The sequence below is a fragment of the Sphingopyxis sp. BSNA05 genome (assembly GCF_013265645.1).
Taxonomy (GTDB): Bacteria; Pseudomonadota; Alphaproteobacteria; order Sphingomonadales; family Sphingomonadaceae; genus Parasphingorhabdus.
On sequence record NZ_PYIA01000025.1, the window covers coordinates 20,706 to 33,926 of the forward strand.

Consider the following 13,221-nt stretch of genomic DNA (forward strand, 5'->3'; position numbering starts at 1 on the left):
GTCCAACATGGCGTTAGATATTCTGGTTGTCGACGACGAACCCGATATCCGTGATCTTATATCCGGTGTTCTGGAAGACGAGGCTATACCACCCGGGTGGCCGCCGACAGCGACGCGGCGCTGGCCGCAGTCAACGAGCGCCGCCCTTCGCTGGTGCTGCTCGACGTCTGGCTGAGAGGATCGCGTCTGGACGGTCTGGAACTGCTGACCGAGATGAAGCAGCTCGACGCCAAAATGCCGATTATCGTGATTTCCGGCCATGGCAATATCGATACGGCGGTCGCCGCCATATCGCAGGGCGCGGTCGATTTTATCGAAAAGCCCTTCGAAGCCGAACATCTGCTGCATCTGGTCTCGAGAGCGACGGAAACCGAGCGGCTGCGCCGGGAAAACGAGATTCTAAAGGCGCGAGTCGGCTTTGCTGACGAGCTCACCGGTAATTCTGCTGCCGTGAACAATGTGCGTGCTACGTTGAAACGCGTCGCCGGCACCGGCAGCCGCCTGCTGATTTCCGGTCCGGCAGGAGTCGGCAAGGAAGTCGCCGCGCGGTTGATGCACAACTGGAGTTCACGCTCCAATGCCGCCTTTGTCACCATCAGCGCCGCACGGTTGTCGCCGGAGAGCGTGGAGGAGGAACTGTTCGGCACGGAACGCAACGGCAAGATCGAAAAACCGGCCTGATGGAAGAAGCCCATGGCGGAACCCTGTTCATCGACGAAGTCGCCGATATGCCGCTTGATACCCAAGGCAAGATATTGCGCGTTTTGACCGAACAGAGCTTCAACCGGCTTGGCGGTTCGCAAAAGGTGAATGTCGATGTCAGGGTCGTTTCGGCAACCTCGCGTGATCTGGAAGTCGAGATTCGCGAGAAACGCTTCCGCGAGGATCTGTTCTACCGGCTCAACGTGGTGCCGGTCGTCCTGCCGCCGCTCAACCAGCGGCGCGAGGATATACCGGTTCTCGTCGACCATTATGCCGCCCGTTTTGCCGCCGAACAGCGTCTGCAACCGCCGGAGATTTCCGATGAAGCCATGGCGGCACTGCAGGCGTGCGACTGGCCAGGCAACGTCCGGCAGCTGCGCAATGTGGTAGAGCGGACGATCATCCTGGCGCCCAAGGACAATTTCGCCAGAATCGAGGTCGAAATGTTGCCACCGGAAGTTCTCGGCAATGATGACGATCTCGACCAGGGCGTCGCGTCGCTGATGGGTTCACCTTTGCGGGAAGCGCGGGAAAGTTTCGAACGGGAATATCTGAAAGTGCAGATCCGGCGTTTTTCCGGAAATATCTCCAAGACCGCCAATTTCATCGGAATGGAGCGGTCGGCGCTGCACAGGAAGCTGAAAATATTGGGCCTGGCATCGCGCAAGAAAAGCGACGCCGAGTGAGATTGCGGGTTTGGCGGTTGTCGTGACCGGCCGAATACCATATATGATAGAAAAGGCTCCTCAAGAAGAGCGGATAATGTCAGAGAAATAATAATATGCCATCGCAAAGCTGGCCAATAATTGGAGTCAAATATGACCGATAAATCAAACAATTTGCAGGATTTGTTCCTGAATTCCCTCCGAAAATCCAAAACTTCTGTCACCATGTTTCTGGTCAAGGGCGTCAAACTGCAGGGTATCGTTACCTGGTTCGACAATTTTTCCGTTCTTTTGCGCCGCGACGGGCAATCCCAGCTGGTGTACAAGCACGCAATTTCGACGATCATGCCGTCCGAAGCGCTCGACACGCAGCCCTTTTCCGACCTGATGGATAATGCACGGTCGCGGCCCGGGGTTTTGCAGGAAGTCTTTCTGACCGCCGTTCGGGACAGCAATGATCCGGTCACGATGTTCCTGGTCAATGGTGTGATGCTGCAGGGCGAAGTCGCTGCGCATGACCTGTTCTGCATCCTGCTTGAGAGGGAAGGGCTGTCGCAACTGGTTTACAAACATGCAATATCCACCGTGCAGCCGGGCGGTCCGCTGAATCTGGCGGATTATAACAATGCCGACGATGGTGCGCATTGATACCATTTGAGAAGGAAAGTCTCGACAGCAAGAGCCGCCGGGCGCTCGTCGTACATCCCGACATGGTGTCGCTTAGCCAGTCCGCGCTCGAGCATCGCCTTGAAGAAGCCGTCGGCCTCGCTCTGGCGATCGGACTGGTCGCGACCGCGTCCCATTATTTTTCGGTGCGCAATCCCAAGCCCGCGACCCTGTTCGGATCGGGGCAGGTGGACCAGATCAAGAAGATGATGAAGGAGCAGGACGCTTCGATTCTGATCGTCGACGCAGCCTCAGCGCGATCCAGCAGCGCAACCTCGAAGAGAAGCTGGAGGTCAAGGTTATCGACCGGACCGGCCTCATTCTCGAGATTTTTGGTGCAAGGGCCGCGACAGCGGAGGGCCGTCTGCAGGTCGAACTTGCCCATCTCGACTATCAGGCGGGCCGTCTGGTCCGCAGCTGGACCCACCTGGAACGGCAACGCGGCGGTTTCGGTTTTCTCGGCGGTCCGGGCGAAACCCAGATCGAATCCGATCGCCGGATGATCCGCGGCCGCATGGCCAAGTTGCGCAAGGATCTCGCGCATTTGCGCAAGACCCGCGCCTTGCACCGCGAACGGCGGCAGCGCGCGCCCTGGCCGGTCATCGCGCTGGTCGGCTATACCAATGCCGGCAAGTCGACCCTATTCAACCGCCTGTCCGGCGCGGAAGTCTTTGCCGAAGACCTGCTTTTTGCCACGCTGGACCCGACGATGCGGGAATTTCCGCTGCCCGGCTATGACAAGGCCATATTGTCGGATACGGTGGGTTTTGTGTCCGATCTGCCAACCCAGCTGGTCGCTGCCTTCCGGGCGACGCTAGAAGAAGTGACCGCCGCCGATATCGTCGTCCATGTGCGCGATATTTCCCATGAGGCAAGCGATGCGCAGGCGAGGGATGTGCGGCAGATTCTCGCTGATCTCGGGGTGTCGGAGGAAGCTGGCGAGGGGCCGCCTGTCATCGAGGCATGGAACAAGATCGACAAGATCGCGCCCGACGATCCGCAATATGACCGCATTTCGTCACCATTGCCCGAAAATGTCTGCACGATTTCCGCCGAAACCGGCGCCGGGGTTGACGATCTGGTGAACCTGATCTCCGGGACACTGTCTGAAGGGTATAAGTCGGAAAAATCACCATTGCCGCAGCCGACGGCAAGAAAATGGCGTGGTTACATGAAAATGGCCGGGTAATGAGCAGTGAACAGGATGGTAACTCACTGGTCGTCACCGTGGAAATGTCACCGCGTAACTGGGGCCGCTATCACGCTCTGGAATAGCCAGTCATGTCTCGCTGGCGCTGGCCTTGGCCTTCTGCCATTCGACCTCCAGTTCATCGATCGACATATCTTGCAGGCTTCCCGCAACATTTTCTTCTATCTGATTGAATCTCTTTGTAAATTTATCCGTAGCGTCGACCAGGGCCCGCTCTGCGTCGACTTTGTAGTGACGGGCCAGATTGACCGCGGAAAAGAGCAGATCGCCGATCTCCTCGTGAACCTCCGCATCGCTGGTGGCGGCCGCGACTTCCTCCAGTTCCTCGAGCAACTTGTCCCTGACCGGCGCCTTGTCGGGCCAATCAAAGCCGACCCGGGCCGCCCGCTTCTGGATTTTCTGCGCGCGCAACAGGGCGGGCAGGCAAGCGCGACACCGTCCAGTGCGCTCGACTGCCCGCTCTGCGCCCGTTCCTCGGCCTTGATCTCTTCCCAGCCCGGGCTGCCATCGGCCGCGCCGAAAATATGCGGATGACGCCGGGTCATCTTCTCGCAGATTGACGCCACCACATCGCCAAAGTCAAATAAACCGGAATCGGTAGCAATATGGCTGTGAAACACGACCTGGAGAAGGAGATCGCCCAGTTCGTCCTTGAGTGCCAACATATCTTCACGATTTATCGCGTCGGCAACTTCATAGGCTTCCTCGATCGTATAGGGCGCGATGGTCCGGAAGGTCTGCACCTTGTCCCAGTCGCACCCATTGTCCGGATCGCGCAAACGCCGCATGATATCTAGCAGGGGATCAATCAAAAGCGCTTCCGTTCTAACCCGTCATTAAGGTTGATAATATATATTATGTTAAATTATTGACCGTCCGGCAGGGCTGGTTCCAACACCATTTCACCCCCCGCTACGCGCCAACTTCCCAACTTTGACAAAAATTCATCCCGATAACATTCGCATCGCCAAATTCTTCGGCTATTACAACCGGCAGATCCTGCATGGCCAGCGGACCGACCTGCAAGGACTGGATAAGCCCGCGCTGCGCTTCGACCGAGCCATTGGCCGTGCTCAATATGACCGGAAACGGACTGTCGCTGATATCGACACCGGCGGCTTGCGCCGTCCGCAAACTCATTGCCGTCGTCGTGGCCCCGCTGTCGATCAGGAACCGCACCGGCTCCGCGTTAACCTTTGCATCGACCCAGAAATGACCGTCCGGAGACTGACGTATCCGCAGCGTTTCGCCGACCACCATCTGTTCATGCGATCCTGTCAATTCGCCGGAAACCCGGCTCCACACCGCCAATATCTCCTGCTTGTAGGAGAAACCTATGATGAACAGCGCGAAAATCGCCACCCAGGCCAATGCCGTCCGCACGATTTCGCCCAAGCCAATCCGTCTGGAAAACAAGGCGCTTGCCACCAGCACCAGAGCGCCGATGGTAAAAACTAGATTGATATTCTGATCTTCGGTCAAGGTTTCAGATTTCTTTCACATAACCATCAAAAGCGGGCCGGACATGATCGGGCAATATGGATACAAGATGGTGATAATCCATCGACTTGTCCATATGCGTTAACAGGCTGAACTCGGGCCGGGCATCATCGATCAGGTCGAGTGTCATGTCGAGATGGGCATGGGTCGGGTGCGGCTCGTCCCGCAGCGCGTCAACGACCAACAGATCGCAGCCCCGGTAAAGCGCTCTCATATCCTCGGTTACCTCGCCAAAATCGGTTGCATAGACGATCGACTTGCCCTGATGTTCGAAGCGCAGCCCGGCCGATGTTATGCCCCCATGCGGCTGATCAACATGCCGGACCGATATATCGCCGATCTCGAGGTCTCCATCCATTGTCATGGCCTCACAAATCGACGGATAATATTTGTGGCCTTCAAAAGCATAGGCAAATCGATTTTGCAGGCTCGCAAGCGCGAACGGTCGGGCATAAGCAGGTATCGGCTGACGCTTCTGCTGGAAAACAGCCCTGAGATCGTCAATGCCATGGCAATGGTCGGCATGATCATGCGTCCAGATTACCGCGTCAATCCGGTCGATGTCGTTATCGAGAAACTGATTGCGCAGATCCGGCGATGTATCAACCAGAATTCGGGTTGCGGGACTTTCCACCAGGATCGAGACACGGCTTCTGCGGTTCTTCGGTTCATTCGGGTCGCAATCACCCCAGTCATTGCCGATACGGGGCACACCCGCCGACGTCCCGCATCCCAATATCGTCAGTTTCAAGGCCACATTCAGGGCCGCGCCTTGGTGAAGAGCCTGTAGAAATTCCGACCGGTTGTTTCGCAAAGATCGTCATAATCCTCGCCGCGAAGTTCGGCCAGATAACGCGCTGTGTCTGCGACAAAAGCGGGTTCGCCCGTCTTCCCGCGATGCGGCACTGGCGCCAGAAACGGCGCATCGGTTTCGACCAGCAGCCTGTCTGCCGGCAATTTTGCCGCTGTTTCCTGCAAATCTTTGGCATTTTTGAAGGTCACGATGCCGGAGATCGAGATGTAGAGACCCAGAGCCAATGCCTTTTGGGCGAAATCCTCGCTTGCGGTGAAACAATGGATTACGCCGGTATAGGCGCCCTGCTCCATTTCTTCGGCCATGATATTTGCCGTATCATCTTCGGCATCGCGCGTGTGAACAATGATCGGCAACCCCGTTTCCCGCGCTGCATGAATATGCGTGCGAAAGCTCTGTTTCTGCCGATCCCGGTCGCTGTGATCATAATAATAATCGAGCCCTGTCTCCCCTATCGCGATAACCCGCGGATGGGCGGCTTCTTCCACCAGTTTTGCGAGATCGATATCGGGATGGGCATCGGCCTCGTGCGGATGAATTCCGATACTGGCCCAGACGTCCTTTTCTCGCTCCGCCGTTGCGACAATGTCTCGCCATTCGCGTTCACGGGTCGAAATATTGAGCATCGCCGTCACACCACTCTGCCGTGCGCGGTCGAGCGCGGCGCCCTGCTCTTCGACCAGACCTTTGTAATTCAGGTGGCAGTGGCTATCGACAAGCATCTCAGTCCCCTGCCTCGTCACTCGACAGTTCCAGACGCGGAAAAATTCCTTCCGGCTTCGGCAATGCAAGCCCCTGCTCGACGGGTGTCCCAAGATGTTCAAAGTCACGACCGTCCGGCGACTGGGCCAGCAGATCGAGCATCCGGTCGCAACTGTCAGGCATCGCCCAGCGTAGCATTATGGCGAGTTGCCGAATGGCTTCTGCCGTATGATAGAGTACGCTGTCGGCGCGCGCCGGATCGGTTTGCGCAAAGCCCACGGGGCCTGGTCTGCAAAATAGCTATTGGTGGCGCTGAGCCGCTCGCGAATGACATCAAGAGCCTGATCGATCTTGAGCAGACCTCCGGTCATCGCTGACCTTACATCCGCAAAACAGCTCTCCAACTGGCTTAACAATTCCTGCTCCGCCGCGGTTGGCTCGCCACGAGGCGGTATTTTCCCGTCACAATTTTTGGCAATCATTGATAGCTTCGCTGCGCCAGGTTACCGAAATTATTGGCAAGATCGGCATTGGTCTTGGTCACGATCGCATCTGCGGAATAGGTCCCGTCCTTGCCGAATACGACGTCGGAGAGCAGAAAATAGCGGAGTTGATCGACTCCGAACCGTTCCGCCAATTCCATGGGATCAACGACATTGCCCACCGACTTCGACATTTTTTCGCCGCGGTTGAGCAGAAAGCCGTGGCCGAAAATCTGTTTGGGCAAGGGCAGACCGGCGCTCATCAGGAAAGCCGGCCAGTAGACCGCATGAAAGCGGACAATGTCCTTGCCGATAAGATGAAGATCTGCGGGCCAATATTTCGCGAACATACCTTCGGTATCGGGATAGCCCACTCCGGTCATATAGGTGGTTAGAGCATCAACCCACACATACATGACATGACCCGGTGATCCAGGCACCGGAACCCCCCAGTCAAAGCTGGTTCGAGACACGCTTAGATCGCGCAATCCGCCTTCGACAAAGCGCATGACCTCGTTCCGGCGGCTTTCCGGCTGAATGAATTCAGGATGTTCTGCGTAAAGCTTGAGCAATTTGTCCTGATAATTGGACAATTTGAAGAACCAGGTTTCTTCTGCAGTCCATTGAACGGGTGTCCCCTGGGGAGAGAGTTTCTCACCCCCCTCACCTGTCTCGAGCTCGTCTCCCGCATAAAAAGCTTCGTCACGCACCGAGTACCAGCCTTCATAACGATCCAGATACAGATCCCCATTGGCTTCCATCGCCTTCCACAATGCTTTGCTCGCCTCGTGGTGCGCGGGCTCGCTGGTTCTCCGGAACCCGTCATGATTGATATTGAGCTTTGCGCACATCTCTATGAAGTAAGACGACATTTCATCAGCGAGCTTGATGGTTTCGACACCGGCATCCCGCGCCGTCTGGACCATTTTCAGACCGTGCTCGTCGGTACCTGTTATCAACCGGACATCGCGTCCGCTCAGCCGGTGAAAACGTGCAATGGCATCGGCAGCTATCGCTTCATAGGCATGACCGATATGCGGTCGCCCGTTGGGATAGCTTATGGCGGTGGTAATATAGAAAGGTTCTGACATAGGCGTCTCTCTTGATGCATTGGCGGCGCTTGTAAACAGCCAAAATATCAATTCTTCTTAACTGTCTCCGGCAAGATCCCCCATCAGGCTGCCCAGTCGGAAGATGACCGCCTGATTATCCAGTGCTTTGGGAAGGGCAGTCGAGGCCAATTCGCTGGCTTCTCGCCATTTTTCAATGGATTGTAGAGAACAAGCCCGTTCGGGAGCCTTGATCTGCTCTGCGATGAGGCTGGGGGCCCGGTCCAGAAATGCGCGGTATCGCGGCGTTGCTGCCTTTAGCGAAAGCTTGCGAGCGAGTTCGCTTTTAAGACTGTTGTCCCTGTCGCCCGACCTGATAATCTGCCGGGCGATTCCTTCCAGTTCGGCAAGCCCCACCTCGGCATATTGCAGGGCGCGACCTGGCGACCCTTCCCCGGCAAGAACAAGCGTCTCCAGATCCGCCTCATCCAGATCTGACACGGCGGCCTTCAACACCTTGCGCATGTCATCGGCGCCCAGCGGATCAAATCGCAACATCTGGCAACGGGAACGGATCGTCGGCAAAAGCCTGTCGGGCATATGGCTTATCAGAAAGAAAATCGTGTTTTTCGGTGGCTCTTCAAGATTTTTCAAGATTGCGTTGGCGCCGGCGCGTTCCAGATCGTCGGCAGCATCAATCACTACTATCCGATATTCCGAGATCGAAGCCTGATTCTGGAACAAGGGTTGAAGGGACCGGATCTGGTCAACCTTGATATTGCGAGCCAGTTCATGCTCTTCGAGCGAATCCAGACCATTGTCCCGTGCCTTCTTCTCTTCCTTGTCACCCTTCGGGCCGCGCCGGAGCAAGCGAAAATCGGGATGGGAGCCTGCGGCGAGAAGATGGCCGGCCTCATCATCCTGATCATCCGAGAAAACGGCCTGCGGATTACGCGAGTTGAGGAGAAAATGCGCAGCTTGCTGGGCAAAGGCGGCCTTGCCCAATCCCTTGTCACCCGCAAGAATCCACGCGTGGTGGAGCATGTCCTTGGCCAGGGCCTGATGGAATATCTGCCGGGGCCTCTCATGACCGAGATATGACGTCATGCCATCATGCCGTCGAGATTGATCATCAAAGCCTCGGTTATCGCCTCGACGGATTGCGAAGCATCGACGAGCGCAATGCGCTCGGGCTCGTCGGCTGCGAACTTTCGAAAATTGGCCATGACTGCCCGGTGATAGCGGCTGTCCCTGCCTCCGATACGGTCGCTGTCGCCGCGATCCCGCGCGTCGGCTCTTTTTGACGCAACCGCTTCGGGCAAGTCGAGCACAAACGTCCGGTCCGGCATCAGATTTTCACTGCCTATCCGGTGCAAGTCCATGATTTCAGCGTCGCTGATCTCTCCGCAAACACTCTGATAGGCCCTGCTGCTGTCAATGAACCGGTCGCAAATGACCCAGTCCCCCCGCGCCAGAGCCGGCCTGATCAATTTGGTGCAATGTTCGGCGCGCGCAGCGGCGAACAACAGCGCTTCAGTGCGAATATTCCATTTTTCTTCTGCCCCGGTCAGCAATAGCTCGCGGATGGTCTCCGCGCCCGGAGTGCCGCCGGTTCCCGGGTAAGCAGAGCCTTAAAGCCATTTTTCTCAAGAGCTTCAGCGAGCGCCCTCGCCTGGGTCGACTTGCCGGTCCCCTCCCCGCCTTCCAGCGTGATGAAGCGGCCCTGGGTCACGCCAATCCGAGCAGGGATTTCAGTCCGGCCCAGACACGGTCAAGGAAACCGGCCTCGCCCACGTCTTCGCCTGCGACCAGATCAACCGACTGCTGTCCGGCATCTGCCGTGCTGACGATCAGCTTCGCGATCGGCTGACCCTTGGTGATGGGGGCTTTGATGGGACCGTTATAGGTCACTTTCATCGATATGTTACCGTCAGAAGCCTTTGGAATAGTTGCAAATAAATCCCTGTCGGCCACGAGTGAAACAGTAGAACTGTCCCCCAGTTGCACTTCTGCATTCTGCACTCTCGTGCCCTTGTCAAAAAGCTTTCTCGGCTCCCAGGCGTTGAAGCCCCAATTCATGAATTTGACCGATTCCTCGATCCGACCGCCATAACTGTCCAGCCCGGCAAGTACCGACACAAGACGCCGGCCCTTTTGTTCAGCCGAGCCGGTGAAACCATAGCCGGCTTCTTCGGTATGACCGGTTTTCAAGCCGTCCGATCCTGCGACCTTGCCCATCAACGGGTTGCGGTTGGACTGTTTGATACCATTCCAGGCGAATTCATCCTGGCCGTAGAAATCATCATATAGTTTCGGAAAATTATTGACTGTCGCCGAACCGAGCTTGGCGAGATCCCGTGCCGTAACCATGGTCCTGCCTTCATCCGGCCAACCGTTGCTATTGCCGAACCGGCTGTTCGACATGCCTAGCTCCTTTGCCCGCTTGTTCATCAGCCCGACAAAGGCCTCTTCGGTACCGGCGATTCCTTCCGCAAGTACAACGCAGGCGTCATTGCCTGACAGCGTCACAATGCCGTGCAGCAAATCGCTGACGCTGACCTGATCACCGACACCAAGGAACATCGTAGAACCCTGGTTGTTCCATTTCTTCCAGGTTGCTTCATTGACGCGAAATTTGTCATCCAGCTTGAGCTTGCCCTTGTTGATCAGGTCAAAGGCGACGTAGACTGTCATCATTTTCGCCATTGATGCCGGCGGAATCTGTTTGTCGGCATTTTTCTCGAACAGAACCGCGCCTGATGACAGGTCTGTCATATAGGCAATAGGCGCTTCGGTTTCGAAACCGGGCGCGGCGGCGACAACCGACGACAAGGCGATGAAAGGCAGTGACACCAGAAGATATTTTTCATTTAGGACAGGATTCCCGATCAAAATTTAACGGCAAAAGCTATTTGTCCGTGCGCAAGATTCGAGCTCCGCTATAGCCGCGCTGCTGCGCCTGTGCCAGCCCTGCTTGCGCATCCTTTTCACTGGCATAAGGACCGTAGCGAACACGCCAAATCGTTCGCGTGCCATCCGGAAACACTTGTGCCCCGATTTTCTTGGCCAGAGTGTCTGCTCGCGATTTGTTGCTGAATGCCGCAACCTGCACGGCATAGGATCCGGCCAGGCCTCCGACATAATTGTCTCCCACACTATTTTCCGCTGCGACCGGACGTCCGGCATTCTCGACGATGAAGCGGCCATCACGCGTTCCACTTGTCGCCGGGGGTGAAGCAACGGGGCGATTGGGTGGACCTGAAGCCGGAGACGAAGATGCAGGTGCAGCAGCCTGCCTGATCGGCGCGGCCGGACGAGGCAGCTTGGCGAGATTTTTCCGCAATATCGACAACAGGGAGTCCGGCGTGGCGATCCGCTCGGTTGCCGGAGCCCCCATACGCAGCACGGCCCGCTCCTGTTCGTTCGGGTTGACCTTGCGAACGCGCACCCCTGACACTCCATCACGATCGATACCCAGCTGCTTGGCGGCACCGTGCGAGAGGTCAATCAGGCGATCATTGGCAAAAGGTCCGCGGTCGTTGACCCGTACCAGGATCGTGCGACCGGTATCGAGCGCCGTCACCTCGACATAAGACGGCAGGGGCAGCGTCTTATGCGCTGCAGAAATGCCCTGCGGATTGAAAATTTCACCATTGGCCGTCTGGTTGCCGGACAGCTCTTCACCATACCAGCTGGCATAGCCGACTTCGTCATAGCTCTGCACATCCTCGGGCGTGTAGGTTTTTCCGCCAACCTTGTAGGGATCACCGATTTTCTGGGGATAGTCGGCTACCGCTGCCGAGCCAGCGGCCTGTCCTGCACCGCGAGGCGGGGGCGAGCCATCGGGAAACTGACCGAAATCGCGCGATCCGCTACATCCGGCCAATGCCAGCGTAGCCGTCGACAATATTCCAAACCTAACTGCGTATTTCATCCGCTAATAACCCCACTGCTAGCCCGTAAAAATTCGAACAATTATAATCCAGTATGACGCGATAATTGCCCGTCAGCAAATAGGCGGTATTGCCTGCTCCATCGGGTTCGAGCAACGTCGCCATCACATTCTCGTCAAGGCTCTTCCCTGTCGCCGGAACAACGCCGAGCGCGCGCCATTCGGCCATAGTCTTCCACTGGCTATGGCGGCCAAATACGCGAGGACAACGGGTCGGCACGATCTTGCTCGCCACTGCGTCGCGGTTGAGCGACGACGGGACATTGACGGCGATGCCCCACGGCTCTCCGCGGCGCCAGCCGGAATTGACAAAATAATTGGCAATCGATGCCACAGCATCATTTTCATTGTTCCAGATATCCGCATATCCGTCGCCGCTGCCATCCTTCGCCAGTCGCAGATAAACCGAAGGCAGGAACTGCGGCATGCCCATGGCCCCTGCCCAGCTTCCCTTGAGCGCCGATTGCGGAACACCTTTGTCAATCAACTGCAGCACGGCGAGCAATTCGGGCTCGAACAGCGAGCGCCGGCGGCCTTCATAGGCCAGCGTTGCCAGCGAACGAGGAATATCGAAATCGCCCATGTAGGAGCCATAATTGGTTTCCTTGCCATATATCGCCATGATGATCGGACCCGGCACGCCGGTATCGCGTTCGACGTCGACCAGCTTGGCAATCAGGCGACGATAGGCCGCCTTGCCGCCGGCGATCCGCTGGCTTGTGATATGCCGCCGCTGATAGGGTGCGAAAGGCGGGATTGCGCTATTTGGGCTGCCACCCGGTTGTGACTGATCCAGCTCAACGACTCTTGGATTGTAAGTAAGACCGGGCAAAACCTGATCCAGTGTTTGCGCTCGCACGCCTTCCTGCAGAGCCTTTTGGCGTACCTCCAGCAGATAGGATTCAAATCCGGAACTGCTCTGGGCTTTGGCGTCTTGCATAGCTGCTGCGGTGCTGATGCCAAAAAGAGCAATAGCGCCGCAAGCGATGGCGGTCATGATACGCATGATTACTTCCCTTTCGTCACGCCGTTGTCGCACAAAGCGAGTCTGAGGGGAATCCCTAAATAACCCGAAGAAACAACCACTCGCCCCGAAAGGCGGAAATCAGCGAAATCCCTCTGCTCGGTTTCAGGCGTTCACAAATGTTTTGCGCTTTCAAAACGATGGCGCTAGGACGCGTGCGACCCCGCCCTAAGGGCCATGCGGACAGGTGGCAGAGTGGTCGAATGCAGCGGTCTTGAAAACCGCCGAGGGTGCAAGCTCTCCGTGGGTTCGAATCCCACCCTGTCCGCCACTCCACTGTTTTCACACATCCCGAGATAACCCGTGGAACCCGCAATTTACTGCGGGTTAGCGAGTGATTCGGGTCCTCATTTGTCCTCAGGTTTCCACCGGTGTGTGATTTGGAATGTGGGAACAAATGTGGGAATATCAGGGCTATGGGAAAATTATCTGCAACCGCTGTGAAGGCAGCAACC

Annotated in this window: 9 protein-coding genes, 1 tRNA gene and 5 pseudogenes; 4 read left to right on the forward strand and 11 right to left on the reverse strand. The window is 56.8% G+C overall.

All coding sequences use genetic code 11. The annotated features are described in order from the left end of the window. The first annotated feature begins 7 nt into the window (after positions 1-7). Together C8024_RS03175 and hfq are read left to right on the forward strand one after the other, a co-directional pair. Positions 8-1,388: pseudogene (locus C8024_RS03175) on the forward strand (sigma-54-dependent transcriptional regulator). Between the two features lie 132 nt (positions 1,389-1,520). Next, positions 1,521-2,015 carry an RNA chaperone Hfq gene (gene hfq / locus C8024_RS03180; RefSeq protein ID WP_100094742.1) on the forward strand — a complete coding sequence of 165 codons (495 nt, stop codon included), beginning with the start codon at positions 1,521-1,523 and terminating at the stop codon, positions 2,013-2,015. Here the strand turns inward: hfq and C8024_RS22815 are convergent. Then, positions 1,985-2,170 (reverse strand): hypothetical protein, encoded by a 186-nt coding sequence (locus C8024_RS22815; RefSeq protein ID WP_367947124.1) that lies wholly within the window; start codon positions 2,168-2,170, stop codon positions 1,985-1,987. The genes hfq and C8024_RS22815 overlap by 31 nt on opposite strands. On the opposite strand from C8024_RS22815, the pseudogene hflX reads away from it, so the two are divergent. Continuing rightward, positions 2,081-3,308, forward strand: a pseudogene (gene hflX, locus C8024_RS03185) (GTPase HflX). The gene C8024_RS22815 and the pseudogene hflX overlap by 90 nt on opposite strands. 4 nt (positions 3,309-3,312) lie before the next feature. Here the strand turns inward: hflX and mazG are convergent. From mazG to C8024_RS03235, 10 genes and pseudogenes are all read right to left on the reverse strand, one after another. Next, positions 3,313-4,031 (reverse strand): annotated as a pseudogene (gene mazG, locus C8024_RS03190) (nucleoside triphosphate pyrophosphohydrolase). 124 nt (positions 4,032-4,155) lie between these two features. Continuing rightward, a complete protein-coding gene (locus C8024_RS03195; protein ID WP_254305508.1) occupies positions 4,156-4,725 on the reverse strand; it encodes a TIGR02281 family clan AA aspartic protease in 570 nt (189 codons plus the stop codon). 4 nt (positions 4,726-4,729) lie between these two features. Continuing rightward, a complete protein-coding gene (locus C8024_RS03200; protein WP_173202920.1) occupies positions 4,730-5,500 on the reverse strand; it encodes an MBL fold metallo-hydrolase in 771 nt (256 codons plus the stop codon). Between the two features lie 2 nt (positions 5,501-5,502). Then, positions 5,503-6,279: a TatD family hydrolase gene (locus tag C8024_RS03205; protein WP_173202921.1), complete on the reverse strand. Its 777-nt coding sequence runs from the start codon at positions 6,277-6,279 to the stop codon at positions 5,503-5,505. 1 nt (position 6,280) lies between these two features. Beyond that, positions 6,281-7,832, reverse strand: a pseudogene (gene metG / locus C8024_RS03210) (methionine--tRNA ligase). Between the two features lie 57 nt (positions 7,833-7,889). Next, complete coding sequence (locus C8024_RS03215) at positions 7,890-8,897, reverse strand: DNA polymerase III subunit delta' (protein WP_173202922.1); 1,008 nt, start codon at positions 8,895-8,897, stop codon at positions 7,890-7,892. After that, positions 8,894-9,522 (reverse strand): annotated as a pseudogene (tmk, locus tag C8024_RS03220) (dTMP kinase). Before tmk ends, C8024_RS03215 begins: the two are co-directional and overlap by 4 nt. Then, positions 9,519-10,646 carry a D-alanyl-D-alanine carboxypeptidase family protein gene (locus tag C8024_RS03225; protein ID WP_254305512.1) on the reverse strand — a complete coding sequence of 376 codons (1,128 nt, stop codon included), beginning with the start codon at positions 10,644-10,646 and terminating at the stop codon, positions 9,519-9,521. The pseudogene tmk and the gene C8024_RS03225 overlap by 4 nt, the downstream one beginning before the upstream one ends. A gap of 52 nt (positions 10,647-10,698) precedes the next feature. Continuing rightward, a complete protein-coding gene (locus C8024_RS03230; RefSeq protein ID WP_173202923.1) occupies positions 10,699-11,724 on the reverse strand; it encodes a septal ring lytic transglycosylase RlpA family protein in 1,026 nt (341 codons plus the stop codon). After that, positions 11,708-12,682, reverse strand: a complete 975-nt coding sequence (locus C8024_RS03235; protein WP_254305514.1) for a lytic transglycosylase domain-containing protein — start codon at positions 12,680-12,682, stop codon at positions 11,708-11,710. Before C8024_RS03235 ends, C8024_RS03230 begins: the two co-directional genes overlap by 17 nt. Positions 12,683-12,947: 265 nt before the next feature. Here C8024_RS03235 and C8024_RS03240 point away from each other — a divergent pair. Next, positions 12,948-13,037: transfer RNA gene (locus C8024_RS03240), tRNA-Ser, on the forward strand. Positions 13,038-13,221: the final 184 nt, after the last annotated feature.

Bases quoted from the DNA above. Each gene is read 5' to 3' on its own strand.
- hfq (WP_100094742.1), top strand. From the start codon at position 1,521: ATGACCGATAAATCAAACAATTTGCAGGATTTGTTCCTGAATTCCCTC.
- C8024_RS22815 (WP_367947124.1), bottom strand. From the start codon at position 2,170: ATGGGACGCGGTCGCGACCAGTCCGATCGCCAGAGCGAGGCCGACGGC.
- C8024_RS03205 (WP_173202921.1), bottom strand. From the start codon at position 6,279: ATGCTTGTCGATAGCCACTGCCACCTGAATTACAAAGGTCTGGTCGAA.
- C8024_RS03215 (WP_173202922.1), bottom strand. From the start codon at position 8,897: ATGACGTCATATCTCGGTCATGAGAGGCCCCGGCAGATATTCCATCAG.
- C8024_RS03230 (WP_173202923.1), bottom strand. From the start codon at position 11,724: ATGAAATACGCAGTTAGGTTTGGAATATTGTCGACGGCTACGCTGGCA.
- C8024_RS03235 (WP_254305514.1), bottom strand. From the start codon at position 12,682: ATGCAAGACGCCAAAGCCCAGAGCAGTTCCGGATTTGAATCCTATCTG.